Raw genomic sequence first — 26,890 nt, 5'->3', positions numbered from 1 at the left:
CGGATGCCGACCCCGCGCCCAACTCCGACGACGCCGCCGCCGCTGCTGCGCAAGGACGCCGCCCGCAACTGGGAGCAGATCGTCGCCGTCGCCCGCGGCCTCGTCGACCGGGGCGAGCCGCTCCACCTCAACGACATCGCGCGCAGGGCCGGGCTCGGCGTCGGCACCGTCTACCGACACTTCGCCACCCCCGAGGCGCTGCTGGAGACCGTCGCCGCGCCGTGCTTGGAGGGCCTGGTCGCCCACGGCGAGCAGGCCCTTGCGGATGTGGACACCGACGCGGACGCCTGGTCGGCGCTGGAGGGCTTCCTGTACCGCACCGTCGAAGCCCAGGTCACCGACGCCTCCCTCACCCCGGTCACCGCCGCCGCCACGGACGCCCTGCCGCGCACGACCGAGCTCAAGGCGGCGCTGTTCGCGGCCGGCACCGCGCTCCTGCACCGCGCCCACGAGGCCGGGGTCGTCCGCCGCGACGTGACCGCCGCCGACCTCGTTCCGCTCATGTGCGGCGTCGCCCACGCGGTCGACGTCCACCACGCGACCGCCCCCGCCTCCGCACGCTCCAACCGCCTCGGCACCGCCCACCGTTACCTCGCCGCGCTCCTCGGCGGCCTGCACGCGTAACCACAGCGCCAACCACACCGCGCGGCGGAACGCAAGCGGAGTTGCCCCCGTCGGTGCCCGATGAGCTAATGGAAGCGTGCGCGTACGTCCCGTCCCGTCCGACCAGCACCCACCCAGCACCCACGGGAGCACGTCATGACCGACGGACCCGAGCCCATCAGCGCCGACGCCCTCCGCGCCCTCCACCGCGAACTCACCGAGCTGCGCGTCACCCGGGACGCCGTCGCCGGGACCCTCCGCGAGGGCGAGCCGACCGGGGACCGCGCCGACGAGGCCGACGAACTGCAGCGGGCCGACGACGTCGCCCGCATCGACCGCCGGATCGCCGAGATCGAGGCCCGCATCCGCGAGGCCGCCGTGGCCGGCCCGCCGTCCACCGACGCCGTCGGGGTCGGCAGCACGGTGACCGTGCGGTTCTCGGACGGCGAGGAGGCGACCTTCCACCTCGGCGAACTGGCCGAGGACCTGGACGAGGCCCTGATCACCGCCGACAGCCCGCTCGGCCGCGCCCTCCTCGGCTGCCACGCCGGCGAGACCGTCACCTACGACACCCCCGACGGCACGACCCGCACGAAGCTCCTCTCCCTCGGCCCCCGCGCCTGAACGCCCCGCCGTCCGCAACGGAAGGTTCCCCTGCATGAGCGTCACGACCCGGTACCGGAACGCCTGGGAGGGCTTCTGGCAGGAGGCACCCGACGAGCCGGGCGGCGTCATCTGGGACGCGGACGCGTCCCGCACGGCCGCCCGCCACGTCGCACTGTTCGAACCGCACGTCGAGGACCGGCAGTTGCCGGTCCTCGACCTCGGCTGCGGCAACGGCACCCAGACCCGCTACCTCGCCGGGCACTTCCCGCGCGCCCTCGGGCTCGACCTCTCCCCCGCCGCCGTCGGCCTCGCCCGGCGCCAGGACCCGGACGGGCGCGCCGAGTACGCCCAGCTGGACGCGACGGACGGCGCTGCGGTCCAGGACCTGCACGAGCGCCTCGGCGATGCCAACGTCTACGTGCGCGGCGTGATCCACCAGAGCGAGCCGGCCGACCGCCGACCGGTCGCCGAGGCCGTCGCGACGCTGACCGGGCGGCGCGGCCGGGCCTTCGTCGTCGAGCTGTCCGAGGCGGCGAAGCCCGTCCTCATGAGCCTCGCCCAGCGCCCGGAGGGGCCGCCGCCGAAGCTGCGGCCCGTCTTCGCGCACGGGCTCGCGCCCGCCGAGGTCGCCGACGGGACCTTCGCCGAACTCTTCCGCGCCGCCGGGCTCGCCGTCCTCGCGTCCGGCGACATGCCGCTGTCCCTCACGGAGTCCGCCGCGGACGGCAGCCCGATCGAGCTGCCGGCGCGGTGGCTGGTGGTGGGCGCTCACTCGTAGGCGCCCGGCGGTGGAGGCGCCCGGCCCCAGGGACGCTCAGCCCAGGTGGAGGGCGGCCATCGCCTGGTCCGCCATCTTCGACTCGCCCAGCGGGTTGGGGTGGACGAGCGCGAGGCTCGTGCTGAAGAACAGCGGCTCGATCCACCGCGTGCCGACCGGCGCGCAGGCGTCGTGGCCGTTCGACACGGCGCTCATGTCGACGTAGGTGGCCCCGGTCGCGGCGGCCGCCTTCTTGACGGCCTGGTTCAGGTGGGTCTGGAGGTCGCGCAGGTACGGGACGTCGCCCGAGGCGAGCGGCATCTTCGGGTAGCAGGACGGGTCCGCCGTCGCCGGGACGATCCACGGGTAGCCGAGGATCGCGACGCGCGCGTGCGGCGCCTTGTTCTTCACGGCGCGCAGCGCGGCCTCGACGGCCGGGCCCGTCTTGGTGTCGATCGTCCGGTTGAAGCTGTCGCCGTACGCGTCCTTGCACGGGCTGCCGAAGCCGGCGGTGAGCACGCCGAGGCTGCCGCAGGCGAGGATCGAGCTGATGAAGGTGCTGTTGTCGTTGCCGCCGATCGTCAGCGTGACGACGTCGGTGTTCGCGCCGACGGCGGCGAGCTGGGGCGCGACGCCCGGGTACTGGCCCCCGGCGAAGTCCTTCGTCTGGGCGCCGCCGCAGCTGACGTCCGTGAGGCGGGCGCCCGTGCGCGCGGCGATGAGGTGCGCGTAGTTCTTCGTCGAACGGGCGCACAGCAGCGGTGCGGTGGGGTCGAGCGGGAAGTTGCCGGAGGCGGCGCTGTAACTGTCGCCGAGGGCTATGTAGCTCACCGGGCCCTCGGCGGCCGCCGGACTGGCCGCGACGAGGGCGAACCCTGCGGCGGCGGCAACGGCGACGGCGGACACGCGGGACGCGGCAGCACGGAGCGGCATGGGGGTGCTCCTTCGGTGGGGGGTGTCGTGCCGCACCCCGGGGGCTGGCGTGGGGACGGCACGAACTGCGGCTCGCTCAACTCCCCCGGTGGGACGGGGTTTCGTTGGCATGTCCTCGAAGTTACCGACGGGTTAGACGGGACGTCAATAAGGAGGACGCACCCCTTTCGTCCCGTCGCCCCCGCCCGGTGATCCCCTCCGCCCGCTCCCCCCGGTGGCCGTCAGCCGTTCGCCGCCGGACGGCGCGTCACGGGGTCGTCCGGACCGGGAAGCCGGTCGCGCGGCCCTGGGCCTTCAGCCAGGTGAGCACCTGGTCGAGGGCCTCGACGGTCTGCTGGCGGTCGCCGCCGCCGTCGTGGAACAGGAGGGTCGGACCGTTGCCGATCTCCTTCTTGACCGTGCCGACGATGGCGGCGGTGCCGGGCTTGTCGAAGTCCTTGGAGTCGATGTTCCAGCCGAGCGGACGCATCCCGTTCGCGGCGGCGATGCGCCGGCTGTCGGGCGTGAACGCACCGCCGGGGGCCCGGTAGTACAGCACCTGGGCACCGCCGCCGGCGGCGTCCTCGATCATCTTCTTCGCGTCCAGGATCTCCTTCTGCTGGTACGCGACGGGCTTCTTGTCCATGGAGGTGTCGTGGTCCACGGTGTGGTCGCACAGCCGGTGGCCTGCCGCGACCACCTCCTTGACCAGGTCGGGGTGGGCCTTGGCCTGCGGTCCGATCATGCAGAACGTCGCCTTCACGCCGTGCCGCTTGAGCACGTCGAGGACCTTCGGGGTCCACACGGGGTCGGGGCCGTCGTCGATGGTGATGTTGACGGCGTTGCCGCCCGCCTCGGAGGCGTGGGCTATGCCGTCGGATATCCCGCTCTGCTGCTGCGTACCGCCGTCGCCGCCCTGGGCGCTGCCGTCACTGTTGTGGCCGTCGGCGGTGGTGCCGCCGCCCTGCTCCCGGGCGACGTTCTGCTGAGGAGAGTGGAGCGACCCGGTCACCGTCGGAACCGCCCAGGCCGCCGCCACCACGGCGACGGCCCCTGCCGCGAGGGTCACCCGCGACCGGTTGCCCATACTCCCCACGCGCGCCTTGATGTCCATCAACGACCACTCCCCCCGACTGCCGGTTGCAAGCTCTCCGATGACCATGACGTGAACCGGACCGGAAGAGGTTCCCGCAGTTCGACGCGCGTAGTGGGAATACGGACGGACAGGACGCGCAGGTCGCGGGCACCGGCAATCCGTTGGCCCCCGGCCGACCGGCCCGACTAGCCTGACCGGAACGGTGGGCGGACGGCGGACGAACGGGGGCCGGTCATGGAGCGCAAGTCGCCTCAGCAGAAGAAGCTGCTGAGCTACCTCAAGGACGGACGCAACAACTACGGCGAGAACGACAAGAGTTCACGCAAGAACATCCGCAGGAACAAGCGGGCGGTCAACAGTGCCAACCGACGCCGTGAGCACCTGGCCCTGGCCGCGTCCACCGGGGCCGACGCGACCGGCGAAGCGGGTACGGACACGATCGATCGCGACCTGCACCGCCACCGCCCCAAGAGGTGGAGGAAGTCGCCCGACCTCCCCCTCGGCAAGGACGTGATCGGCGTACTGGAGCGGCGCGTCCACAAGGGCACCGACGCCGAGGAGCGCGCCCGGGCCCGCATCCGTCGAGTACGCGAACGCCTCGGCGAGACCGAGCCCTCCTGAACGGACGCCGGCCCGGTCGACGGTCACGTCGGGCCCGGCGGTCCGTTGCTTGTGTGGGGGGACGCGAACGGACCGCCGGGGCGTGCGGGTCGGAAGGGGAGAACCGTCCGCACGGTGGGACCGGACGCGTTCGGGGCAGCCCCATCTTGCAAATCCCCGCACCCTCGCCGCAGACCCTCCAGCCGCGGCGCGGGCCGCGTTCGGTCCCACGCCTCGGAGACCTTGTACGGCCCGGCGGATAACACTTTTTTCTTCTACGACCTTTCTCGCCGCCGCCTACGCCCGGCGGCGGGCGAGGAAGAGGTCGATGCCCCCGCCCCGGGTGTCGAGGACCTTCGCGGTCTCGCGAGATCGTCAGTGCCGTGGGCGAGGTCCGCAACGGGCAGGTGCGCCTGCACGCTTCCCTCGCGGTGGACGACGGGCGGGTGGTCGGCGGTCACGTCCGGCGTGCCACCGTCAGACGGCACTTCGCCCGTGTGTACCTCCTGCCCACGGCGGAGTGACCGGCCGGGTCACCGCACGAAGACGCCGATGCCGTTCGCAATCGGGCGCTCGCCGCCGTCCAACTGGTTGCGCACCGCGGGGCGGCCGGTGGACGGGTCGCGGGTGACCATCGTGGCGGAGCTGCCGCCGTCCAGCTGGACCGCCGTAGTGGCGCCCAGGTCCTGGAGGGTGTCGGCCAGTTCGCGCATCGTCAGGCCCGGGGCGTCGTCGCTGCGGCCGTCCGTGGCGACCAGCAGCAGGGTGTGGCCGCCCCCGGTCAGGGCGGCTGCGGCGCGTGGTTCGCGCCGGCTCGCGTCCTGTCCGGTGAGCGGTCGGCCGTCGAGCAGGATCGGCGAGGCGCCGAGGGCCCAGCGCGGCGGGAGGCCGTCCCGGTCGGCCAGGCGGTAGTCGACCCGGACCCGGTCGCCCTCCCGCAGGCCGCGCAGGTGGCGGGCGCCGGCCTCGCGGCCGAGCAGGACCACCGCGTCGTCGGGCACCCGGCCGCTGCCCGGCTCCGGCTGCTCGGAGACCACCCGGCCGTGCCGCACGGTCACCTCGTACGTCTCGCTGCTGCACGGCGCGGCGCGGTGGAGGTCCGTGCCGCAGACGGCGCGGGCGCGGGAGGTGTCTCCCCACTCGGGGGTGAAGGCGCCGATGCCGTCCTCCGCGATGGCGTACTGGTTCAGGCCGCGCAGCGGGACCGTCCCCCGCGGGCTGTCCACCGTGCCGCGCAGGTGGAGATGCCCGAGCCGGAGGCGGCCGTCGAAGCCGCCCGCCAGGACGTCCTCGACCGTCCCGCCCGGCGGCAGCGTCCAGCCGAAGCGCTGCGCGGTGGGTACGGCCCCCTTCAGCGGCCGGCCCTGTGCGACCTCCGGGCCGACCGGCGCGCCGGTGGCCGGGACGCCAGGGTGCTGTTCCTCGCTGATGTTGAAGAAGTCGCCGTTCACGGCCGCCACCGCGCCGCGCTCCCCGGCCAGCCGGGTGAGCGGCTCCCGCGCGGCCACCGCGCCAGGGTGCAGCAGGCCGACCGACACCCCCGGCCGGTCGAGGCCGACGGTCACCACGTGCAGCCGGGCGGGCCCACGGCCCGTCGGCACCTCCAGCAGGCGGTACGTCACGCCGCGCGCCACCCGGGACCCGTCGGGCGTCGCGGTGGCCGGACCGGCCGGCCCGATCACCAGCAGCGCGGCCAAGGCGAACGCCGCGGACCGCCCTCTCGTGCTTCGCTCCATGCCGGGCATGTCTACCTGCCCGACGTTCGGATGCAGACCGGCGCCCGCGGACTTTCGCCCGAAACGCGGAAGATCAACAACCCAGCGCGGCCGCCAGGGCCTTGGCCTGCTCGGCCGTGATGCCGAGGGCCAGCGGGACCCGGCGCGGGCTGTGGTCGGACGAGCAGACCGGGATCGGGCTGCCCTCGCGGACGCTCCACGTCGGCTGGTGGGCGCTGCCCGGGTCGCCCAGCAGGTGGCCGGCCAGTTCGTCCACCGCGTCGGCCGGGAACCCCACGTCGGCGAGTGCCTTCGCCACGACGCCCCGCGCCCCGGCCGGAGTGTCCGCGTCGCCGAGGGCCGGGAGCAGGAGCAGGAGGCGGCGGGCCGGGTCGGCCAGGCCGTCGGCGCCGTCCTGCGCGCTGCCGGCCAGCTTCACCAGCTCCGGCCAGGACAGGCCGGGGCCGGAGCCGTGCGGGCCGTCCTGGGCGAGGAAGCCGAGGCGGCCCCACGCGGGGTGGTGGACGAGGTAGTCGACAGTGCTCTCGTCCTCCCAGTTCTGCCAGACGACGTACGCCGAGTGCCCGCCGTCGAAGGGCACGCGCAGCGCGGTGCCCGGCGCTGCGGCGTCGCCGAGGCGCTCGATCATCGCCTCGTGGGCGTCCGCGTCGACGCCGTACTCCTCGGCCGTCTCGTCCTCCACGCCGAAGGAGATCACGAAGTGGGCGAACCAGAAGGCGAGGTCGCCGGCGAGGTGCTCCCCCGCGACGACCTCGTCCCCGTCGAGGAACTCGGCGATGGGCATGTGAGCGGCTGTCATGCGACGCAACATAGCGCGACCGGCCGACAGCCCCACACCTGGGCGGGCCCTACTGCAGCGCGACGATCTGCAGGCTCGCCGTCGAGGCGACCGTCCCGCCGGCGTACAGCGTGTGCCCGTCCGGGCCGACCGCGAAGCCGTTGACGCGTTCCTCGTTGAGCGCCTGGGCCTCGCCCTGGGCGACCGTGTCGGTCGTCGTGTCGAGGACGTACACCGACGGGCCGGCGCCCTCGATGGTGTCGTCGACGACGTAGAGCCGTGTGCCGTCCGGACTCACCTGCGGGTAGCGGAAGTCGACGCTGGTGGTGGTGAGCGTGAAGCGGGCGGTGACGGTGTCCGTGACCGGGTCGATCTCGTCGCCCGCGCCGCCGTTGGCACCGTTGACGGCGAACAGGCGGGTGCCGTCCGGGCTGAAGGCCAGCTGCGAGTCGTGGCCCGCGGCGGTGCCCGGCACGACGCGCGTCACGGCGGGCGAGGCCCCGGTGAGGTCGAGGTGGACGACGCCCGCCTCGCTGCCGACGTACAGGTCGTGTCCGCCGGGGCGGACGACCACGTTGCCGGGGATCGAGGCGGGGTACTCGACGGCCGACGTGAACGCCCGCTGCGCGGTGGCGAAGGACAGCACGCGGCCGTTCCCGAGGTGGCCGACCGTCTGCGCGCCGGACTGCGACACGTACAGGGTGGCCCCGTCCGGGCTCAGCGCGATCCCGGCGGGCCAGCCGACGCTCCCGCCGGACGGGCGCGGCTGGTCGGGGAGCACGGTCGTGCCGAGCAGGGACATCGACCGGACGTCGATCACGCTCAGGGTGAGGTAGTCGAGCACGTACAGCCTGGAGCCGTCCGCGCTGAGCGCGGTGAACACCATCCAGCGGTTGGGCCCGAGCGCGAGCCCGCCGGCGGTGACGCCGGTCCGGGTGTCGACGGTCTTCAGGACGAGGCCGCCCTGCGCGGTCGCGGTCACGACGTACGCGGTCGCGCCGTCCGGACTCACCACCGGGGCGGCCACCTCGTTGCCGACCGCGATCACCGCCTCCGCTCCGGACACCGGCCCGGCCGCCTCCGCGGCGCCGCTCGTCAGCGCCAGGACCGCTCCGGCGGCGGCCAGTGCGACGCTGGTGCGCGCCGCGGCCAAGGCCTTGATGGACATGGGTCCCCCCTCCTCGGCACCGCACGGTGCGGTGCGGTGGGCAGACTAACGGGGGCGACTGACCAGGGCATGACCGCACGCGCCTGCGGCCCGGGGTGCCGACGACTTTCGGACAGACGGAAGGGCTCGACGATCAGCCCCTGCACCGGTGGCACTGGTCCGAACGGTCGTGCGCCGCAGCCCACATGACGACCAGACAGAACGCACCGCCGGTGCCGAGGAGCCCGGGTACGAGCAGTTCCGCCCAGCCGAGGGTGTCGGTGCCCATCACCTGGCCGGGGTCGGCCGGGTCGTAGACCACGGCGACCGTGCCGCCGACCCCGCCGCTGACGTTCCTCGTCCAGATGTCGGCCGGGGCCCGCGGGGCCGGGGCGAAGTGGATCAGGTAGCCGGTGGAGCGCTTCTCCGTGCGCATCTCGGCGATGGTGGCGGTGGTGTGCACGCCGTGCCGTTCGAGGGAGACGTACTGCCGTTCCATCCGCACGACGGAGGCCAGCATGCCGACGCCCAGCACGGCCGTGAGGCCGATCGTCCACCACGTGCCGTGGCTCCGCCGCTGCCACCACCGCAGGCGTCGCCGGTGCACCCGCTGCCTCGGTGTCCTCCCCCGCATACCGGTGATCATCCCACGTGGGCGCGGGGCGGCGGGAGGCCTCGGAGTGGGAAGTCGGCGTGATCGACTTCCCACTCCGGGGCCGTTCCGGAACCCGTATCAGCGGCCCCGGGAGCACCCTTCCCGCGAGGGCCGCGGCACCTTCGCTCCGTACGGCTTCGCTCCGTACGGCTTCGCTCCGCACGGCGGCAGCTCGAAGCCGACCTCCGCCCCGCCCTCGGCGGACGTCCCCGCGAAGACCGTGCCCCCGTCGGCGGCGACGAGGTCGTGCACGATCGCGAGGCCCAGCCCCGATCCGGGCGCGGACTGCTTGCCCGCTCCCCGGTAGAAGCGGTCGAACACGGCGTCCCGCTCCTCCGGGTCGATCCCCGGCCCCCGGTCGCGCACGGCGAGCCGCCGCCCGTCGATCCGTACCTCGATCGGGCTGCCGTCCGGACTGAACTTGACGGCGTTGCCGATCAGGTTGTCGATGCAGCGCTGGACGGCCCGCGGCCGGGCCAGCACCGGCGCGGGCTCCGGGCCGGCGGTGGTCACGGTGATCGCGCGCCCCGTCCGCTGTCGGTGGCGCTGGGCGCTCTCCTCCGCCGCCTCGGCCAGGTCGACGGCCGCCGGCTCCTCCTCGGTGTGCGCGTCGGTGGCGAGTTCGACGAGCTCGCGGACGAGGTCGTCGAGGGCGACGGTCTCGGTCACCAGCGTGCCGAGGATCTGCTCCTCGTCCTTCGGGTCGAGCCGGCCCCGCGCCCGCTGCAGCAGCTCGGCGCAGCCCCGGACGGAGGTGAGCGGGGTGCGCAGTTCGTGGCTGGCGTCCTGGACGAGGCGCTGCTGCTGCTCGCGCGAGCGGCGCAGGGCGCCGACCATCGCCTCGAACGCGCGGGTCAGCCGGCCGACCTCGTCGCGCCCGGCGGGCGGGAGCGCGGTGGTGAGGTCACGGGTGGTGGTGATGTGTTCGGCGGCGCGCGCCAGGCGGCGGACGGGGCCGAGGATGCGGCTGAGGATGAGCCAGCTGAGCAGCGCCGACAGGGCGGTGGCTGCGGCGGTGGTCCAGGTGATCCGGGCCAGGAACTCGTGGTCGACGCGCTCGACGTCCGCGTAGGCCTGCCCGACCATCAGCGCTCCGCCGCCCGGCCGGGCCTTGGTGAGGAGGCCGTACGACGTCCCGTCGACGGTGACGTCCTCCTCGTGGGTGCCCTGCCCGCTCCTGGCCACGTCCAGCGCGCCCGGCGGGACGGGCAGCGGCGCGCGGCCGGCCGTCAGCAACTCGACCGTCCCGTCGGCGAGGACGAGCTGTTCGGTGGTGTCGGGCCGCGGGTCCGGGCGGCGCGAGGCGTCGAGGATGACGGCGACGGCGTCGGCCCGGTCGTTGAGGCTGCGGTCGAACTGGTCGGCGACGAGGTCCCGGACGCCCCGGTAGGAAGCGGTGACGGACACCCCGATCGCGAACAGGGCGGCGGCGATGACGACGGCGGTGATCCGCGCGCGCAGCATCAGGCGGACCGCAGGGTGTAGCCGACGTTGCGGACGGTGTGGATCACCCGGGGCTCGCCGCCCTCCTCCGTCTTGCGGCGCAGGTAGCCGATGTAGACGTCCAGGGAGCGCGAGTCGGTGTCGAAGTCGTAGCCCCAGATGCGCTCGTAGATCTGCGGGCGGGTGAGCACCGACCCCTGGTTGCGCAGCAGGAGTTCGAGCAGGTCGAACTCGGTCTTGGTGAGGTCGAGCGGACGGTCCCCGCGCTGTGCCCGGCGGGCGGCGGCGTCGAGGGCGATCCCGTCGAAGAGCAGCGGGCCGGTCTCGTCGAGGGGTGCGGCGCGGCGCAGCAGCGCGCGTATGCGGGCGAGGAGTTCCTCGACGGCGAAGGGCTTGGCGAGGTAGTCGTCGGCGCCCGCGTCCAGCCCGGCGACGCGGTCGCCGAGCTGGTGGCGGGCGGTGAGGACGAGGACGGGCAGCCGGTCGCCGCGGCGGCGCAGCATGCGGCACAGGGCGAGGCCGTCGAGGCGGGGCATGACGACGTCCACCACCGCGAGGTCCGGGCGCCGCCGGTCGAGGAGTTCGAGGGCCTCCTGGCCGTCCGCGGTCGTCAGGACCTCGTAGCCCTCGAAGCGGAGCAGCTGGTCGAGGGTGTTGCGCACGCCCGGGTCGTCCTCGACGACGAGGACGGTGCGGCGGGCCGCGGTGGTGTCTGTCATGGTGTCATCTTCGCTGGTGGCGGGGGTGGTCCCGGGGTCCGGGTGGCCTGCCGCCAGCGTGCCCGTGGCACGTCGGCCGTTCGTAAGGGAAACGGCAGAGGCGTGTAAGAACTCGACGTCGATCAGGTCAGGCGTGGGCCGCCACGCACTCCGGGTGGCCCCAGCTGCTGCCGACCTTGGTGATCTTGTCGCCCTTGGCGTACGGGCGGGTGCAGGGGCAGGTGCCGGGGTAGCGGGCGGCGAGGGTCCGGGCGGTGCCCGAGGAGGAGGTCTTCTTGGCGGCGGTCTTCGTGGCCTTGGAGGCGGCCTTCGCCGGGCGCGCGGACGCCGTGACCGGGTCCGGCACCGGGAGGTCGGCGGCCGTGCCGGCGGCGCCCTGCTGGGTGCGGGCCGCGTCGCTGGCGGCCTTGTCGGCGATGGCGTTCAGCGGGTCGCCGTCCACCTGGTGGGCGGGGACGTACACGAAGGCGACGTCCCGGCCCGCGAGCAGCGCGTCGATCTCCTGGATCAGCTCGCGGTTGGCGACCGGCTTCCCGGCGGCCGTCTTCCAGCCGTTGCGCTTCCAGCCGACGAGCCACTTGGTGACCGCGTCCCGGGTGTAGGTGCTGTCGAGGCGCACCTCCAGCGGCGCGGCGGCGTCGGTCGAGGCGAGGAGCTCGCGCAGGGCCGTCAGCTCGCCGATGTTGTTGGTGCTGTGCCCGAGCGCGCCGGACTGCCAGCGCTGCGGCGCCCCGGCGGCGTCCGCGACGACGTACGCCCAGCCCGCCGGGCCGGGGTTCCCCTTGGCAGCTCCGTCACAGGCTGCGATGACTCGTTCGTGCATGCCTCCGATCATGCCAGGGTCGGGCGGGCCTCCCGACCACGCGTTCAGGTCGCGCATTTTGTGTGATCCCGGGCCCCGCCGGGGGTCTCCTGTTCGAGAAGACCGAAAACGCCTGCGCCCCGAAGGACCCGCCGATGACCGCTGCCGCCGCCCGTCCGTTCTCCCGAGGCTGGCTGCTCGCGTCCTGCGTGCCGACGTTGCTGGTGCTCGGCATGGCCTTCTCCGTCCCGCGGAGCCCGCAGCCCGCCGCGGCAGCGCCCGCGCCCGCGATGGCCGACGGAATGGCCGGGATGCCGGGGATGACCGGCACGGCACCGGCTCCGGCGGTCGCGCAGGCCGCCGCGCCCGCCCGCGGCCTCGCCTCGGAGCAGGACGGGTACCGGCTCGCCCTGGAGACCACCACGGCGCCCGTCCGCTTCACGATCACCGGGCCCGACGGCGCGCCGGTCACCGACCTCACCGTCCACCAGACGAAGCGGCTGCACTTCTACGCGATCCGCACCGACCTCACCGGCTTCCAGCACCTCCACCCGGAGCAGGCCCCGGACGGCAGTTGGACCGCCGACCTCGCACCCCTCGCCCCGGGCACCTGGCGCCTGTACGCCGACTTCATCCCGAACACCGGCCCCCACAGCCCGGAGTACGTCCTCAGCCGCACCGTGACCGTCCCCGGCGAGGCCGCCCCCGTCCCGCTGCCCGCCCCCGCCGAGCGCACGACGGTGGACGGCTACACCGTCACGCTCCACGCCCAGCCCATGGCCGGGGCCTACCAGTTGACCGCGGCCTTCGAGAAGGACGGCCGCCCGGTCACCGACCTCCAGCCCTACCTGGACAGCTACGCCCACCTCAGCGCCTTCCACGAGGGCGACCAGGCCCTCGCCCACCTCCACCCCGCGAACGCCGTGACCGGCGACAACGGCGGCCCGGCGCTGACCTTCCAGGCCATGCTCCCCGAGCCGGGCGACTGGCGCGTCTTTCTCCAGTTCCAGACCGCGGGCCAGGTCCACACCGCCGAGCTCACCCTGCGGGTCGCTTAGCCGCGCCCGAATTCGGTCGAGCCGGGCCCCGTCGTCCGAGTAGTCTCGCCCCGTGGTGGATGACGAGCAGTACGTCCGGTACCGGGAAGACGCGAAGCTGCTGGCAGCGATCGGGGAGCGCGTCGGCGCCCAGGTCGGCCGGGTCACGGTGCGGCTGCCCGGGGCCGTGGCCAGGGCCGCGGTGGAGGCCTGGGAGCGCGACGAGACGGGTGACGTCGGCGAGGAGACCCGCGAGCAGTACGAGTTGCGGGCCCAGGCCGGTGACCTGGCACTGATCGGCCTTGAGATCTCCGAGCGCGGCCGCCGGGAGGGCGAGGAGGTCGTCGTCGACCTGCTGGTCTCCTTGGCGGGAGCGTCCGTCCTGAGCCACATCGAGGCCGCGGGGCCGGCCTACCGGCCGCCGGAGTAACCGGGGGCGGCCTGCTACGAGAAGTCGCCGGCCTGGCGCCGGGTCGACCTCTCGACGGCCGCGAACCCGTGGTCGAGCATCTCCGCCTCGTACGCCCGCACGGCGTCGAGCAGCCGCGCACCGGAGACGAGCCGCGACGCGAGCAGTCCGGCCTCGTGGATCGCGACTCCCGCACTGACCCCCGCCGGGGCCATCGGGTGGGCCGCGTCGCCGACCAGCGTCACCGGCACCGTCGGCCACGGCGCCGGACGCTCGGCGACCAGGATGCTCGCGGGCACGACGTACCGGACGTCGCCGAGCCCGACCAGCGCGCCCAGGGACGGGTGCCAGTCGGCGATGGTCCGCTCGGCGAGTGCCAGCAACTCGGCCGCGCCGAGCCCGTCGACGTCCGGCCCGTAGCGGGCGGCGGGCGCGACCATGCCCCACATGACGTAGTCCTCGCCCGCCGGGAGCCCGAAGTCGGCCGGGTCGCGCCGGAACTGCTGGGCGGCCAGGGCGAGGCGGCGGCCGTCCGCGCCGACCACCCCGAGGAAGCCGTCGAGGGCCTGCCGCGGCGTCAGCGCCCGCACCTCGTCCGTCATCGGCGTGCGCCCGTAGATGAGCCGGCTGTCCTGCACGGCCACCGAGAAGTCCGGCAACAGCTGCCGCCGGACAGCGGAGTTGGCGCCGTCCGTGGCCACCAGCAGGTCGCCCTCGGCGGTGGAGCCGTCGGTCAGGTGCATGCGGACGGTGCCGTCGTCGAGCAGTTCGTAGCGGGAGAATCCGGCGCCGAAGCGGGTCGAGTCCGCGAGGTCCCGCAGCATGATCCGCCGCAGGGTGAGCCGGTCGACGGTGAGGCCCGCGGAGTCCGGCGGGATCGGGACCTCGGCGAAGTCCCGCAGGTCGGGTCCGGCCATGCTGACGCCACCCGTCGCCGCGCAGGCCGTGGCGACGGCCTGCGCATAGGCCTCGGCGGGCAGCCACGTGCGCAGCGCGGCGTCCCCGTCGCCACCGATGTGGATCCGGTAGCCCTGCGAGCGGGCGTCGATGGCGGCGTCCCGCTCGAAGAGCCGCACCTCGTGACCGTGCCGGCGGAGACCGTGGGCGAGGCACGGGCCCGCCAGGCCCGCACCGATGATCAGAACACGCATGATGCGCCTCCGAGTTGAGATCGTCTCAGATGAGACCGTCTCGGACGCTAGCATCACCCCCATGGAACCTCAACCCTCCGCCCCGGCCGCCCTCGGACTGCTGATGTACCGCGCCCACCAGCTCGCCCGCGCCAGGGCCAACCAGGCGGCCGGGCCCAGCGGCATCGAGCTGCAGCACGCCGGCGTCCTCACCGCCGTCCGCGAGGGCCGGGCCCGCAGCCAGCGCGAGCTGGGCACGGCGCTCGGCATCGACAAGTCGACCCTGGTGCGGATCGTCGACGACCTGGAGAACCGCGGCCTGCTGCTCCGCCGGCGCACCCCGAACGACCGCCGCACCTACGAGATCCTGATCACCGAGGAGGGCGAGCGCCGCCTGGCGGAAGCGTCGGCGCTGTTCAGCGACGCGATGGCCGGCCTCCTGGAGGTCTTCACCCCCGAGCAGCAGCGGCAACTGCACGAGCTGCTGGACCGGTTCGTCACCCAGAGCGACCGGCCGACGCCCAGCGCTCCTTGAGCACCCGGACGCGGCCCCGGGTTTGGCCGTCACCCGGCACGGAAGTAGTTGGCTGTGCAGGTGACAGGCGGCAGTCGAGCCGGGCAGCGATCGCCGCACGGAGGACGTCATGACCGGACGCCCGCCACACGGAGGACGTCATGACCACACGCAACGAGCCGCGGTGACGACCCCCGGGGCGCCGCCGCGGCCGAGCGGCCGGCGCGTGCTGCTCGGTGTCGTCCGGGACATCGCGGTCCCGATCGCGCTGTACTACGGCCTGCGCGCCGCCGGCGTGAGCGTCTTCGTCGCGCTGCTGGCCGGCGCCTTCCTGCCGGCGCTCACCACGGCGGTGCAGTGGCTGCGCACCCGCAGCCTGGAGGGCATGGCGGGCTTCGTCGCCGGGACCATGCTGCTCGGCGTCGCGGCCGCGCTGGTGAGTGGCAGCCCGCGGTTCCTGCTGGCCAAGGACGGCTGGCTGACCGGCGTGGCCGGGTTCTGGTTCCTGCTCTCGATCAGGGCCAGGCGCCCGCTGCTCTTCCACGGCGGCCGCCCGCTGCTGGAGGGAAGGTTCCGCTCCGACGGCACCTCCTGGGACGTGCTGTGGGAGCGCGAGCCGGCCTTCCGGCGGATCTGGCGGGTCTCGACGGCGATCTGGGGCGTGGCGATGCTGCTCGACGCCGCCGTGCGGGTCGTGATGGCCTACACCCTGCCGGTGGACCTGGTGCCCGGCCTCGGCGCGCTGCTCTGGCCGGTCACGCTGCTGCTGTTGCAGGTGGTGAACGGCGTCTACTACGAGGTGGCCGGGCTCTGGCGGCTGACCTCCGGTACGGCCGCGCGGTCGGCGGACGGCTGAGCACCGTCCCGCAGGAGGAGCCTCGGCCACTGACTCGCGTATGAAGCTTCGGGAGTGGGAAGTCGACTCGGCCGACTTCCCACTCCCGAACTCCGCGGCGCTCCGGGCTCCGCGGCGCTCCCGGACTCCGCGGCGCTCCCGAACTCCGGGGCGCTCCGGGCTCAGCGTGCCGCGTACACGTCCTGGACGTAGCGGCCGGCGTCGATCAGGGACTGCAGCCAGGCCTCCGCCTGCTGCTCGTCGGCGCCGCCCGGCGTGTGGCTCCGGTAGAGGGCGCGGAAGGCTTCCCGGACGCCGGGGGCCATGCGGGCTCCGTCGCCGCACACGTAGACCTCGGCGCCGGCCGCGAGGAGCTGCCACACCTCGTCGGCCTCCGCCGCGATGCGGTCCTGGACGAAGCGCCGGCCGTCCTCGGGGGCCTCGCTGAAGGCCGGGCGCAGGCTGACGGCGCCGGCCCGTTCGGCGGTTTCCAGTTCGGTGCGGTGGAGGTAGTCGGCGTCGGGCAGGTCGCAGCCGAAGTAGAGCAGCGCCGGGGCGAGTCCGGCCCCGGCGGCCACGTCTCGGTGGCGGTCGGCGACCGCGCCGCGGAACGGGGCGAGGCCCGTCCCGGCGGCGATCATGATGACCGGGGTGGCGCCGTGGCCGATCCGGAACGCCTCCCGGCAGGGCTGGACGCGGGCCAGGACGGTGTCCCCGACGGCGACGCGGGCGAGGTGGCCGGAGCCGGTGCCCCGGAAGGTGCCGCGGCCGGAGCGGGCCGGGGCGCTCAGCACGGAGACCATGAGGTCGACGTGGGCCGGGTCCTGGCCCGGGGACGAGGAGATCGAGTAGTGGCGCGGCCGGATCGACGGGAGCAGCTCCAGCAGCACCGGCCAGGTGAGGGCCTCGCGCAGGGCCGGGTTGTCCTCGACGAGGTCGACGAGCGTGCGCGGGTCGTCGTCGGGCAGGGCGCGCAGCGCGGCGGCCTCGGGCGGGCAGGGGTTGAGGCCGGCCAGCACCAGGCGCTGCTCGGCGGTCGGCCGGTCCTGCAACTCGACGTGGTGGGTGAGCAGTTCGCGCACGGTCAGCGGGCGGTCGACGGCGAGGCCGGTGCGCCGGTGGGCGACGATGGACAGCACGGTGTCGAGGTCCGCGCCGAGCACCTTGGCCGCGCGCTCGACCAGCGCCGGGTCGTTCTGCGGCAGCACGGTGAGGTGGTCGGCCGTGCGGTACTCGACGCCGTCCGGCAGGGCGAGCCGCACGAGGCGCTTGACCCGGGGGTAGGCGGGGTCGGTCAGCCCGGCGACCCCGGTGACGGTGAGCTCCGTCATCCCGTGTCGCGCGGCGAGGGCGTCCAGCGGGCCGCCGACGACCTCGGTCACGGTGAACGCGGCCTCCGGCAGCCCGGCGGCGGGGGCGTCCGCGTCGCCGTACTTCTCCAGCAGCAGGCCGCGCAGCGCCGTCGCGAAGGCCCGCACGCCGCCGGCGAGGTCGCCCGAGGCGTCGGCCTCGCCGGCGGGCAGCAGCCGGGTGCCGCCGAGGGCGGCGAGGCGCTCGTCGATGAGGGTGGGGATGCGCTGGTAGGTGGCGGCGTACGTCCGGTCGCCGATGCCGAGCACCGCGTACTCGACGCCGTCGGCGACCGCGCCCTCGGCCTCCTGGAGCCCGCGGACGAAGCGCGCCGCGTCGTCCGTCGGCTGCCCGTTGTACGAGGCGGCGGTGATCACCACGGGACGGCCGGCGGGCAGCCCGTCCGCGTAGGCGTCCAGCGGGGCGACCTCGGTCTCGCAGCCGAGCTCCCCCGTGGCCTCGGCCAGCTGCCGGGTGAAGTCGCGCGAGGCGCCGTAGTTGGAACCGTGCAGGAACAGCACCGCCGTGCCCTGGCGGACGCGGCCGGGCAGTTCGGCGGTGCGCACCGGGGCCTGCGCCGCCGCCGGGGGCCTGGGCGTGCGCGGGGCGAGGGCGAGCGTGAACCCGTCCGGCTTGATGGTGAGCATCTGCTTGATCGTCAGCCGGTAGTCGGCGTGGTCGATCAGCCGGTAGCGGTGCACCAGCATGCCGAGCAGCATCGTGGCCTCGTGCAGCGCGAACTGCCGTCCGATGCAGGCGCGTTCGCCGGTGCCGAAGGGCTTGAAGGCGTGCGGGGAGCGGGCCTCCTCCAGCTCGGGGTCGAAGCGGGAGGGGTCGAACAGCTCGGGGTTGTCGCCCCAGGCCGGGTCGCGGTGCAGCATCGGCGTCGCCACCGTGACCGTCTCCCCGGCGCGCAGCGGGATCCGGCCCCCGATGACGGTGTCCTCGCGGGCCTCGCGGCTGAACGCGGGGGCCGTCGGCCACAGCCGCAGGGCCTCGTTGAGCACCTGGCGGGTGTAGCGCAGGCGCCCGACGTCCTCGTAGGACGGCTCGGGGTCGGCCTGGTCGCCCCACAGGGCGTCCACCTCGCGCTGGACCTCCCGCAGCACCGCCGGGTGCTTGGCGAGGTAGTACATCGCGAAGGACAGCGCGCCCGAGGTGGTCTCGTGGCCGGCGATCAGGAAGGTGATCACCTGGTTGCGGATGTTCTCGGCGTCCAGTCTGCTGCCGTCACCGGGGTGGACGGCGCCGAGCATCAGACCGAGCAGGTCCTCGGCCTCGGCCGCCTGAGTGCCCCCGGCGGCACCGGCGGCCTCCACGCGAGCGGCTATCACCTCGTCCACCACCCGGGCGAGGTACGCGGCGTCCTCCCGAAACGCCGCGTCGCGCTCGGTGTGGTCGAGCTCGGGGTCGCGCGACAGCGCGGCCATCGCCCACTCCAGGCACTGCACCATCGCCTCGACGAACGGGTGCGGCTCGTCGCGCTCGAAGGAGCCGAAGTCGAAGCCGAAGCCGGCCAGGCCGATGGTGTCCAGGGTCATCCTGGTCATGTCGCCGGGCACGTCCACCGGCTGCCCGGCGGCCGTCGCACCGTCCCACGCCTCGATCAGGCGGCGCGCGACCCGGAGCATCACGGGGTGGTAGGTGCGCATCGAGCCGAGCGCGAAGGCGGGCATCAGGATGTCGTGCGCGCGGGCCCAGTTGGGCTCGTCGTTGTAGGCGGTGAACAGGCCGTCGCCGGTGAACTCGCGGACGTTCACCAGGCCCGGGCCCACGGACTTCGTGAAGCGCTCCTCGTCGGCCAGCTCCTCGACCAGGTCCAGGCCGCTGACCATCAGCAGGTCCCGCCCGTGCACGCGCTGGACGTAGGCCGGGCCGTGCTCCCGGATCAGCTCCATCACGCGCAGGGTCGGCGCGGCGACCGGCGGCAGCGCCGAGATGTCGACGAGCGGGACGGCCCCCGCGGCGGCCGAGGGGAGGTGCGCCACCGCGGCCTTCGGGGTCTCCGAGGGCCGGGCGGGCTCCGGGCGCTCGGCCCGGGGTGCGGGCAGGCTCTCGGGCAGGGTGTCGGTCATTGCGTGATTCACCTTCCGTTTTCCGTGACACGGGTTTCGTGACGGGAGTCGGGCCGACGATCGGGGCGACGTCTTCCACTCTGCGCCCGGCACCCGCCGTACCGGGCGCCGCCGACTACATGATTGTGTAGTACCCGGTGGCACCCGACTCTTGCCCACGTGACGTCAGATCTGCTGAAGGAGGCAGCTCGTGTACCCCAGCGACAGCGCGATCGTCTGGCGCAACCGCACGCTGCGCCTGCTCGACCACGTGCCGGTGCCGATCGCCGTGTGCGAGTACGCGGGCCGGATCCTCATCGTCAACCGCGCGATGGCCGCCGAGTTCGGCCTGCTCACCGGGCAGCTGCACCACCGCAAGATCCTGGAGTTCTTCACCCTCCAGGGCAGCGCCGCCGAAACCCTCCCGGCACTCGCCGAGGCCGTCCACAAGCACCGGCGCTCCCAGTACAGCGTCGAGGTGTCGTGGACGGCCGGCGACGGCTCGGAGCGGCACGGCGTCATGGACGTCGCCCTCGTGAGCGACACCCCCGACCAGACGCCGAACCTGCTGCTCTCGCTGCGCGTCCTCGCCGACCTGCCCGCCGAGCCGCCGCCCGAGGTGTCCGAGACCGCCGTGCCGCGCACCGAGGTGAGCCCCACGGAGGCCCGGATCCTGGCGGCCGCCGCGAGGGGTGCGACGACCGCCCAGATCGCCCGGGAAATCGGCCTCACGAGGGACGGCGTCAACTACCACCTGACCCGCCTCTCCCGCCGCTGGCACGTCCCCAACCGCACGGCGCTCGTCGCCCGCGCCTACGCGTACGGCGTCCTGGCGCCGGACGCGTGGCCGCCGGAGCCGGCCTGAACCCGCCGGAGCCCGCCCGAGCCCGCCCGAGCCGGCCTGAACCCGCCCGAGCCCGCCCGAGCCCGCGCTCGGAAACGGCTTCTACGCCAGCGCCCGCCGCAGCACCGCGCCGAGCTCGGCGATCTGCCGCTGCGACACCTCCGCCGACAGCAGCGCCTGCGAGCCGTGGAACGTCCCGGCCCACTGGTGCAGCTCGACCGGCACGCCCGCCCGGAGGAGGCGCAGCGCGTACTCGATGCCCTCGTCGCGGTTCGGGCAGAACTCCGCGGTGGCGAGGTGGACGGGCGGCAGGCCGGTCAGGTCCTCGGCGCGGGCCGGGGCCGCGTACGCGGTGGCGGGTGCGCCGCCCAGGTAGTGCCGCCAGGCCGCGGAGATCTTCTCGCGGGTCATCCACGGCGTGTCCGTGAACGTGCGGGCCGACCAGCTCTCCTGCCGGTCGTCGACACCGGGCTGGTTGAGCAGCTGGAAACGGATCGCCGGCCCCTTCCGGTCGCGCGCCAGCAGGGAGACGGCGGCCGCGAGGGTGGCGCCGGCGCTGTGGCCGCCGATCGCGATGCGCGCGGGGTCGATGCCGAGTTCGGCCGCGTTCCCGGCGGCCCAGAGGAGGACGGCGTAGACGTCGTCCAGCGCCGCGGGGTACGGGTGCTCGGGCGCCAGGCGGTAGCCCACCGAGATGACCACGGCGCCGGAGTCGGCGGCGATCCGGGCGGCCCACGGGTGCTCGGTGTCCAGGCCCCCCATGACGAACCCGCCGCCGTGCAGCCAGATGACGGCACCGCGCGCCTCCCGGGGCCGGTACACGCGCACCGGGACGCCGGGGCCCGTCTTCGGGTCGGCGGGCACCGTGCGGTCCTCGATCACCATGCCGGGGACGTCGGCGGCGGGGACGCCGCCGGCCAGCGCGGCCAGGCTCTCCCGGGCGGATGCCGGGTCGTTCAGGTCGAGGTCGGGGAAGAAGGGGACGAATGCTTCGAGTTCGGGATCCATGCCGACCATCGTCCCGGCCGCCGCCCGCCCGGTCCGCCGCCGACCGTCGTGCGTTCCGCCGGGATCACGCACCGATCGGCGCGCCCGCGCTCCCCCACGTCCGCCTATCCTCGGGTCCATGGAGGCACTGGCGGTACGGATGTCGCAACTGGGCTCGGACGTCGAGGCCGCCGTGCGCGTCGTCATGTTCTACGACACCCTGATGCGCCGCCGCGTGGACCTGCCCGCCCTCGCCCGCGCCTCCGCGAACCTCGCCGAGTGCCCGGCCGGGATCCGCCTCACCGGCACCGGCCGGACGATCCGCATGACCCCCGACGGCCGCGAGGCGCCCGGGCCGCCCGCCGTCACCACGTCCGCGCCGATCACCCTCGACGAGGAGGAGATCGGCACCGTCTGGCTCGAACGCCCCACCCCCGCGGGCCTCCTGGACGAGCTCCTCCTCGACCGCCTGGCCATCGCCGTCGCCACCGCCGTCGAACGCTACGGCCCCGCCCGCACCACCATGGCCGACCCCGCGCTCGTCGAACTCGTCATCGGCGCCGACACCGACGAGGCCGCCCGCGCCCGGGCGCTGCGCCTGCTCGGCTTCGCCGCCGACCTGCCGGTGCGCGCCGTCGCCGTGCGCACGCCGCACCCCCTCGACCGGATCGGCACCCTCCTGTGCCCCGACCGGCCGGTGAAGGCGGCCCAACTCGCCGACGCGGGGGTCGTCCTGGCCACCACCGTCGACGCGTCCCGCCTCCCGCCCGACGTCCGCGCGGGCATCGGCGCCGCCGGGACACCAGCCCGGTCCTGGCGCGAGGCCCGCACCGCGCTGCGCTTCACCACCGCGCGTCAACCCGTCGTCCACCACGCCGATCTGGGCGCCGTGGCCCTCCTCGCCCACCTGCCGGAGGACGCCGTCCGGGCCGATCCCGACGTGGCCGCGATCGCCCGCATCGCGGCGTGCGACCCGGACGCCCTGGACACGCTGGACGCCTACTGCACCACCGGCTCCCTGCGCCGCGCCGCCGCCGTCCTCCACCTGCACCACACCAGCGTGGCGCGCCGCCTGGACCAGCTCGGCAAGGCGCTCGGCCTCGAACTCACCGAACCCGCGGGCCTGTTGCGCGCCGGCCTCGCGCTCACCGCGTGGCGGCTGCTCAGCGGCTGACCGTGCGGCGGCTGCTCAGCGACTGACCGCACGGCGGCGGCTCAGCGGCTGACCGCGGCGCGCAGTCGGAACGTCCGGCGGTAGGCGTCCGGCGGCACGCCCACCGTGCGGTTGAAGTGGCGGCGCAGCGTGGTGCCGGTGCCCATGCCGGTGGCGGCGGCGATGGCGTCGACGCTGTCCTCGGTGGTCTCCAGCAACTCCTGGGCGTGGCGGATCCGTTGGGTCAGCAGCCACTGGAGCGGACTGGTGCCGGTGACGGACCGGAAGTGCCGTCCCAGGTGGCGCGAGCTCATGTTGGCCCGGCGGGCCAGGTCCTCGACGGTCAGCGGCTGGTCCAGCCGCTCGATCACCCACGGGAGGAGGTCGGCGAGCGGGTGGTTCCCGGGCGCGGGCACCGGGGTGGGCACGAACTGCGCCTGGCCGCCGTCCCGGTGGGGCGGCACGACGAGCAGACGGGCGAGGGCGTTGGCGACGGACGAGCCGTGGTCGAGCCGGACGAGGTGCAGGCACAGGTCCATCGCGGCGGCCTTGCCGGCGGAGGTGAGCACGCTCCCGTTGTCGACGTAGAGGACGTCCGGGTCGACCTGCACCTCGGGGTAGCGTGCGGCCAGGACGCGGGTGTGTGCCCAGTGCGTCGTCGCCCGCAGCCCGTCCAGCAGCCCGGCGGCGGCGAGGACGAACGCGCCCGTGCAGAGGGAGACCACGCGCGCGCCGTTGTCGTGGGCCGCGCGCACGGCGTCGACGAGCTCCCGGGGCGGCTCCTCGTCGACGTCCGCCCAGCCCGGGACGACCACGGTGTCCGCGTACGGGAGCCGGTCGAGCCCGTGGTCGGGCTGGACGCGGAACCGCCCGACCTGCACGGCCCCCGGCCCGCAGAGTTCCAGGCGGTACCAGGACTCGGCCCGCCCGCTCATGTCGGCCCCGAAGACTTCGCAGGCCAGCCCCAGTTCGAAGTGCAGCATGCCGTCCGTGACGGCCAGCGCGACGGTCCCCATGTCCGGAAGTGTACGGGTCCTGTCGTTCCGGACACTGTCGGGGGGTGCCCGCCCCCGGCAGGATGAACGCGTCGGATCAAGGAACGAGCGCGGGGGAACCCCAATGTCGAACACCACCGTCACCGTCTACGGCGCCTACGGACACACCGGCCGCTTCGTCGTCGCCCACCTGCGCGAGCGTGGCTTCACCCCCGTCCTCTCCGGCCGCGACGCCGCCAAGCTGCACGCCCTGGCCGACGGGACCGGCCTCGACGTCCGCCCGGCCTCCGTCGACGACCCGACCGCCCTCGACGCCGCCCTGGCCGGCGCCGCCGCCGTCATCAACTGCGCCGGCCCGTTCGCCTCGACCACCGCCCCCGTCATCGAGGCCGCCCTGCGCGCCGGGATCCCGTACGTCGACGTGGCCGCCGAACTGGAGGCCAACCTCGACACGTTCGCCGACTTCGCCGACCGCGCCCGCACCGCCGGCGCCACCGTCCTGCCCGCGATGGCCTTCTACGGCGGCCTCGGCGACCTCCTCGCCACCGCCGCGATGGCCGACTGGACCGAGGCCGACGAGGCCCACGTCGCCTACGCCCTCAGCAGCTGGCACCCCACCGCCGGCACCCGCCTCTCCAGCGCCGTCTCCCGCGAGCGGCGCGGCAGCGGCGGCCGGCTCGTCTACACGAAGGGCGCCGTCGAGCGCCGCCACGACGCCCCGGCGACCACCGACTGGACCTTCCCCGACCCGACCGGCACGCGCGCCGTCGTCGCCGAGTTCACGATGGCCGACGTCATCACGATCCCGAGCCACCTGCGGATCCCCGAGGTCCGCACCTACATGACGGTCGAGGCCGCGACGCAGGTCGTCGCCCCCGACACCCCGGCCCCGGCCCCCGTCGACGCGGACGGCCGCTCGGCGCAGACCTTCGTCGTCGACGTCGTGGTCCGCAAGGGCACCGCCGAGCGCCGCGCCGTCGCCACCGGCCGGGACATCTACGCCGTGACGGCCCCGCTCGCGGTGGAGGCGGTCGCCCGGCTCCTGAACGGCGCGGCCCGCACCACCGGCGTGGCCTCGGCCGGCGAGCTCTTCGACGCCCCGGCGTTCCTGCGCGCCCTGGCCCCGCACATCACGGTCGACCTGGCGGTCTGAGGGCTCGGGAGCGGCTGCGATCTGCCCGCGACAGAATGTCTAGCGTTGCTACAATGGCGGCATGTCCGCCATCAGCGAGCGCCGCGAGCGCGAGCGCGCCCAGCGCCACCAACTGATCATCACGGCCGCGCGCGAGCTCGCCGAGACCGAGGGCTGGGAGGCCGTGACGACACGGCGGCTGGCCGAACGCGTCGAGTACAGCCAGCCGGTGCTGTACAGCCACTTCAACGGCAAGGACGCGATCGTCGGCGCCGTCGCCCTGGACGCGTTCGCCGAACTCGCCGCCCACCTGCACCGCGCCCGGCAGGACGCCGCCGCCGGGCCCGGGCAGGCCCTGCGGGCCGTCGGCGGCGCCTACCTGGACTTCTCGGTCCAGCGGCCCGCCCTCTACCAGGCGATGTTCATCCTGCCCACCGACCTGAAGTTCGCGAGCGCCGAGACGCCGGCCCCGATGCGGGCCTGCTTCGAGGAGTTCGTCGCCTGCTTCCCGCCGGAGAACGAGCGCCGCGAGCTGTTCGCCGAGGTCGCCTGGAGCGCGCTGCACGGCATGGCCGTCCTCTCGGAGAGCGGCCGCATCCCCTCCGGCTGGCAGGACGAGCGCCTCGACCTCCTCGTCACCCGGTTCGCCGGGACGGCACCGTAGAGGCCTCGGGGTCACAGCCGCCGGAGGCGCAGCACCCCGGTCAGCATGGGCAGAATGAACTCGCCGTCGGCGGTCTCCGGCCGACCGGCGAGGAAGGCACGGATCCGGCCCAGCGCCGCCTCCCGCTCCCCCTCCGGCATGACGAGCACCCCGGCGCGCGTCGCGAGGGTCTCGACCAGCGAGCCGGCGGTCCGGCGCTGCCCGTGCGCGAACTCGGCCTGCTCCGGCGCGCCGAAGCAGGCGGCCCCGCCGTTCTTCGGAAGGTGCAGCCCGGCCGTCACGGCGCGCCAACTGTCGGGGGTGTCCCGGGGGCCGACCGCCGCACTCCCGGCCACCTTAGCGAGCCCGGCCACCCACGCGACCCGGTCGTCCAGGAGGTTCCACAGGCCGGCCAGAACGCCGCCCGGCGCGAGGACCCGGGAGATCTCAGGACCCGCGACGGCCATGTCGAACCAGTGCATCGCGTTGCCCGCGACCACGGCGTCCACGGCACCGTCCGACAACGGGATCGCCTCGGCGCTGCCCGCCAGGCCCCGAACGTCCGGCAGCGCGCGACGCAGCTCGGCCAGCATCCCCGGGTCGGGCTCGACCGCCGTGACGTCGGCCCCCAGCGCCACCAGCGCGCCCGTCAGCTTGCCCGTCCCGGCCCCGAGGTCCAGCACGCGCAGGCCGGGCGCGAGCTCCAGCGCCCAACGCACCGCGGCCTGCGCGTAGTCCGGACGGTGCTCGGCGTACGCGACCGCGGCGGCGCCGAACGACGAGGCGTGACGTGACCGTTCGTCAGGATCCATGCGGTCACGCTAGCCTCGCGACCGACGGAAGGACACCCCTGCACACCACGGTGGAGCGGCCCGCGGCAGCCCCCTGAACGACGCGCATGCAGATGATTAATGCGAGAACAGCCACTACTGAGGATGTCGCCCTGTCGTCGGTAGTGACGGATAGTGATCCCTGCGGAATGCCGGTGGTATGCGGTATGCGCAGGGTGGGGGGCCTGACCGCCGAGCGCCGGGTGGGTGCTACCAATTCCAGGTGACTGTGTTCGTGTGTGCGGCCTGCGATCGTCCGATCGCGGGGCCATTGACCAAGCTGCCTGAGGTGCCCGCGCGTCCGATGGATCAAGGGTTTCCCAAGGCAGACGGATCACGTCGAGCTACTCCCACCCTGCGGCTCGGCTTCTTCGCTCTGGAACCCGAGCCGTGGGGCGCCCCGCTCGTGCCCTCCGACGAGTGTCGAGAGGTCTTCGGCGGCGGGCCCTGCCTCGGCGACCCGGACGGCGACGGGTTCCTGGTGTCCGCAGGCCCCCGGAACACCGTGGTCCTGCACCCGGAGGACGCACCGGGGCTCCAGCCGCATCCTGACTGGAAGCATTCCGGGGGGTGCTGCGGCCTCAACGGCCAGAGCGGTATGAACCAACTGTGCCCCTGCGGTGTGGAGGTGGGCACGCTGATCAGCGAGTGCAACACTGCCTATGAGCTGCACCTGGACCCTGGCCGGGTGCGCTCGATCACAGACTGAGCCGACGAGCTGCTGCCCGGTGACTGCCGCCCTGGCCTTGGTGCTCGGGCAGTCGGCGTGCCTTCGTCAGCCGGTCACCTGGGCCACCGGAGGCTTGTTGTCGGATCCGCTTGCGTGTTCTCCCCGCGTGCCGACCCGGAGACGGGCCGGTCCCGTTGATCCATGCGGGTTGTCGGGAGCTTGTCTTCAGGTGGCAGCCACGGCGGCCTGGCGCTTGGCGGTGGTGCCGGCCAGGCGGAACGACTGGGTTCCGGTCTCGATGATGTGGGCCTCGAAGGTGAGCCGGTCGACGATCGCCCGGCAGAGCCGCTCGTCGGTGAAGATGACCAGCCCCGCCGGCTGCGTGTCGCTCGCACCGGAATCGCACTTCACCGACGCTGCTCCCCGCACCCGCAGGGCTGATCCCACGGTCCG

General features: G+C 74.3%; 28 protein-coding genes and 1 pseudogene. 14 read left to right on the top strand and 15 right to left on the bottom strand.

What is annotated here, in order from left to right; all coding sequences use genetic code 11:
• Window positions 1-3 precede the first annotated feature (3 nt).
• From ACFXDE_RS03795 to ACFXDE_RS03785, 3 genes are all read left to right on the top strand, one after another.
• Window positions 4-624 (top strand): TetR/AcrR family transcriptional regulator, encoded by a 621-nt coding sequence (locus tag ACFXDE_RS03795; RefSeq protein WP_380490545.1) that lies wholly within the window; start codon window positions 4-6, stop codon window positions 622-624.
• Between the two features lie 135 nt (window positions 625-759).
• Window positions 760-1,227 (top strand): GreA/GreB family elongation factor, encoded by a 468-nt coding sequence (locus ACFXDE_RS03790; RefSeq protein WP_380490543.1) that lies wholly within the window; start codon window positions 760-762, stop codon window positions 1,225-1,227.
• Between the two features lie 34 nt (window positions 1,228-1,261).
• A complete protein-coding gene (locus ACFXDE_RS03785; RefSeq protein WP_380490540.1) occupies window positions 1,262-1,987 on the top strand; it encodes a class I SAM-dependent methyltransferase in 726 nt (241 codons plus the stop codon).
• Window positions 1,988-2,023: 36 nt separating this feature from the next.
• On the opposite strand, the gene ACFXDE_RS03780 is transcribed toward ACFXDE_RS03785, so the two are convergent.
• Both ACFXDE_RS03780 and ACFXDE_RS03775 read right to left on the bottom strand, forming a co-directional pair.
• Window positions 2,024-2,899 (bottom strand): SGNH/GDSL hydrolase family protein, encoded by an 876-nt coding sequence (locus ACFXDE_RS03780; RefSeq protein ID WP_380435350.1) that lies wholly within the window; start codon window positions 2,897-2,899, stop codon window positions 2,024-2,026.
• Between the two features lie 247 nt (window positions 2,900-3,146).
• A complete protein-coding gene (locus ACFXDE_RS03775) occupies window positions 3,147-3,992 on the bottom strand; it encodes a polysaccharide deacetylase family protein (protein WP_380490537.1) in 846 nt (281 codons plus the stop codon).
• A 216-nt stretch (window positions 3,993-4,208) separates the two neighbouring features.
• Between ACFXDE_RS03775 and ACFXDE_RS03770 the strand changes: the two genes are divergently transcribed.
• Both ACFXDE_RS03770 and ACFXDE_RS03765 read left to right on the top strand, forming a co-directional pair.
• A complete protein-coding gene (locus ACFXDE_RS03770) occupies window positions 4,209-4,595 on the top strand; it encodes a hypothetical protein (RefSeq protein ID WP_380490535.1) in 387 nt (128 codons plus the stop codon).
• Window positions 4,596-4,945: 350 nt separating this feature from the next.
• Window positions 4,946-5,098 (top strand): PCC domain-containing protein, encoded by a 153-nt coding sequence (locus ACFXDE_RS03765; protein WP_380490860.1) that lies wholly within the window; start codon window positions 4,946-4,948, stop codon window positions 5,096-5,098.
• A gap of 9 nt (window positions 5,099-5,107) precedes the next feature.
• Here the strand turns inward: ACFXDE_RS03765 and ACFXDE_RS03760 are convergent, their stop codons facing one another.
• The 7 genes from ACFXDE_RS03760 to ACFXDE_RS03730 form a co-directional block, all read right to left on the bottom strand.
• Entirely contained in the window at window positions 5,108-6,310 is a 1,203-nt protein-coding gene (locus ACFXDE_RS03760; RefSeq protein ID WP_380490533.1) for a phosphodiester glycosidase family protein, read from the bottom strand.
• Between the two features lie 73 nt (window positions 6,311-6,383).
• Complete coding sequence (locus tag ACFXDE_RS03755; protein WP_380490531.1) at window positions 6,384-7,109, bottom strand: hypothetical protein; 726 nt, start codon at window positions 7,107-7,109, stop codon at window positions 6,384-6,386.
• A 49-nt stretch (window positions 7,110-7,158) separates the two neighbouring features.
• Window positions 7,159-8,256, bottom strand: coding sequence for a hypothetical protein (locus tag ACFXDE_RS03750; protein ID WP_380490529.1), 1,098 nt, complete (start codon window positions 8,254-8,256; stop codon window positions 7,159-7,161).
• Window positions 8,257-8,389: 133 nt separating this feature from the next.
• Window positions 8,390-8,842: a hypothetical protein gene (locus tag ACFXDE_RS03745; protein WP_380490527.1), complete on the bottom strand. Its 453-nt coding sequence runs from the start codon at window positions 8,840-8,842 to the stop codon at window positions 8,390-8,392.
• 126 nt (window positions 8,843-8,968) lie between these two features.
• Window positions 8,969-10,354, bottom strand: a complete 1,386-nt coding sequence (locus tag ACFXDE_RS03740; RefSeq protein WP_380490525.1) for an ATP-binding protein — start codon at window positions 10,352-10,354, stop codon at window positions 8,969-8,971.
• Window positions 10,354-11,052, bottom strand: a complete 699-nt coding sequence (locus ACFXDE_RS03735; RefSeq protein ID WP_380435342.1) for a response regulator transcription factor — start codon at window positions 11,050-11,052, stop codon at window positions 10,354-10,356. The genes ACFXDE_RS03740 and ACFXDE_RS03735 overlap by 1 nt, the downstream gene beginning before the upstream one ends.
• 127 nt (window positions 11,053-11,179) lie before the next feature.
• Complete coding sequence (locus ACFXDE_RS03730; RefSeq protein WP_380490858.1) at window positions 11,180-11,887, bottom strand: ribonuclease H; 708 nt, start codon at window positions 11,885-11,887, stop codon at window positions 11,180-11,182.
• 122 nt (window positions 11,888-12,009) lie between these two features.
• Between ACFXDE_RS03730 and ACFXDE_RS03725 the strand changes: the two genes are divergently transcribed.
• On the top strand, window positions 12,010-12,912 hold the full coding sequence (locus tag ACFXDE_RS03725) for a hypothetical protein (protein ID WP_380490523.1): 903 nt from the start codon (window positions 12,010-12,012) through the stop codon (window positions 12,910-12,912).
• A 52-nt stretch (window positions 12,913-12,964) separates the two neighbouring features.
• Window positions 12,965-13,321, top strand: a complete 357-nt coding sequence (locus tag ACFXDE_RS03720; RefSeq protein WP_380435340.1) for a hypothetical protein — start codon at window positions 12,965-12,967, stop codon at window positions 13,319-13,321.
• 14 nt (window positions 13,322-13,335) lie between these two features.
• Here the strand turns inward: ACFXDE_RS03720 and ACFXDE_RS03715 are convergent, their stop codons facing one another.
• Window positions 13,336-14,451: an FAD-dependent oxidoreductase gene (locus ACFXDE_RS03715; protein WP_380490521.1), complete on the bottom strand. Its 1,116-nt coding sequence runs from the start codon at window positions 14,449-14,451 to the stop codon at window positions 13,336-13,338.
• Between the two features lie 61 nt (window positions 14,452-14,512).
• Here ACFXDE_RS03715 and ACFXDE_RS03710 point away from each other — a divergent pair, with 61 nt between their 5' ends.
• Both ACFXDE_RS03710 and ACFXDE_RS03705 read left to right on the top strand, forming a co-directional pair.
• Window positions 14,513-14,965 (top strand): MarR family winged helix-turn-helix transcriptional regulator, encoded by a 453-nt coding sequence (locus ACFXDE_RS03710; RefSeq protein WP_380490519.1) that lies wholly within the window; start codon window positions 14,513-14,515, stop codon window positions 14,963-14,965.
• Window positions 14,966-15,128: 163 nt separating this feature from the next.
• Window positions 15,129-15,800, top strand: a complete 672-nt coding sequence (locus tag ACFXDE_RS03705) for a VC0807 family protein (RefSeq protein WP_380490517.1) — start codon at window positions 15,129-15,131, stop codon at window positions 15,798-15,800.
• Window positions 15,801-15,961: 161 nt separating this feature from the next.
• Here ACFXDE_RS03705 and ACFXDE_RS03700 read toward each other — a convergent pair whose 3' ends face one another.
• Window positions 15,962-19,204, bottom strand: coding sequence for a cytochrome P450 (locus ACFXDE_RS03700; protein WP_380490515.1), 3,243 nt, complete (start codon window positions 19,202-19,204; stop codon window positions 15,962-15,964).
• A gap of 190 nt (window positions 19,205-19,394) precedes the next feature.
• On the opposite strand from ACFXDE_RS03700, the gene ACFXDE_RS03695 reads away from it, so the two are divergent.
• Window positions 19,395-20,048, top strand: coding sequence for a helix-turn-helix transcriptional regulator (locus ACFXDE_RS03695; protein ID WP_380490513.1), 654 nt, complete (start codon window positions 19,395-19,397; stop codon window positions 20,046-20,048).
• Between the two features lie 81 nt (window positions 20,049-20,129).
• Here the strand turns inward: ACFXDE_RS03695 and ACFXDE_RS03690 are convergent, their stop codons facing one another.
• On the bottom strand, window positions 20,130-21,035 hold the full coding sequence (locus ACFXDE_RS03690; RefSeq protein WP_380490511.1) for an alpha/beta hydrolase: 906 nt from the start codon (window positions 21,033-21,035) through the stop codon (window positions 20,130-20,132).
• A gap of 118 nt (window positions 21,036-21,153) precedes the next feature.
• Between ACFXDE_RS03690 and ACFXDE_RS03685 the strand changes: the two genes are divergently transcribed.
• Window positions 21,154-22,188: a PucR family transcriptional regulator gene (locus tag ACFXDE_RS03685; RefSeq protein ID WP_380490509.1), complete on the top strand. Its 1,035-nt coding sequence runs from the start codon at window positions 21,154-21,156 to the stop codon at window positions 22,186-22,188.
• 41 nt (window positions 22,189-22,229) lie between these two features.
• On the opposite strand, the gene ACFXDE_RS03680 is transcribed toward ACFXDE_RS03685, so the two are convergent.
• A complete protein-coding gene (locus tag ACFXDE_RS03680; RefSeq protein WP_380490508.1) occupies window positions 22,230-23,183 on the bottom strand; it encodes a helix-turn-helix domain-containing protein in 954 nt (317 codons plus the stop codon).
• 103 nt (window positions 23,184-23,286) lie between these two features.
• Between ACFXDE_RS03680 and ACFXDE_RS03675 the strand changes: the two genes are divergently transcribed.
• Both ACFXDE_RS03675 and ACFXDE_RS03670 read left to right on the top strand, forming a co-directional pair.
• The gene (locus ACFXDE_RS03675) at window positions 23,287-24,315 is read left to right on the top strand and encodes a saccharopine dehydrogenase family protein (protein ID WP_380490506.1); all 1,029 of its coding nucleotides are present in this window, start codon (window positions 23,287-23,289) and stop codon (window positions 24,313-24,315) included.
• Window positions 24,316-24,376: 61 nt separating this feature from the next.
• The gene (locus ACFXDE_RS03670) at window positions 24,377-24,958 is read left to right on the top strand and encodes a TetR/AcrR family transcriptional regulator (protein ID WP_380490504.1); all 582 of its coding nucleotides are present in this window, start codon (window positions 24,377-24,379) and stop codon (window positions 24,956-24,958) included.
• Window positions 24,959-24,969: 11 nt separating this feature from the next.
• Here the strand turns inward: ACFXDE_RS03670 and ACFXDE_RS03665 are convergent, their stop codons facing one another.
• A complete protein-coding gene (locus tag ACFXDE_RS03665) occupies window positions 24,970-25,749 on the bottom strand; it encodes a class I SAM-dependent methyltransferase (protein WP_380490502.1) in 780 nt (259 codons plus the stop codon).
• Window positions 25,750-25,990: 241 nt separating this feature from the next.
• On the opposite strand from ACFXDE_RS03665, the gene ACFXDE_RS03660 reads away from it, so the two are divergent.
• Window positions 25,991-26,476 carry a hypothetical protein gene (locus ACFXDE_RS03660; protein WP_380490500.1) on the top strand — a complete coding sequence of 162 codons (486 nt, stop codon included), beginning with the start codon at window positions 25,991-25,993 and terminating at the stop codon, window positions 26,474-26,476.
• A gap of 186 nt (window positions 26,477-26,662) precedes the next feature.
• Here ACFXDE_RS03660 and ACFXDE_RS03655 read toward each other — a convergent pair.
• Window positions 26,663-26,797: pseudogene (locus ACFXDE_RS03655) on the bottom strand (AAA family ATPase); the annotation flags it as partial.
• Window positions 26,798-26,890 lie beyond the last annotated feature (93 nt).

The organism is Kitasatospora sp. NPDC059408, assembly GCF_042751525.1.
In the GTDB taxonomy this organism is placed as follows: domain Bacteria; phylum Actinomycetota; class Actinomycetes; order Streptomycetales; family Streptomycetaceae; genus Kitasatospora.
This window is presented reverse-complemented; position numbering and strand designations above follow the sequence as displayed.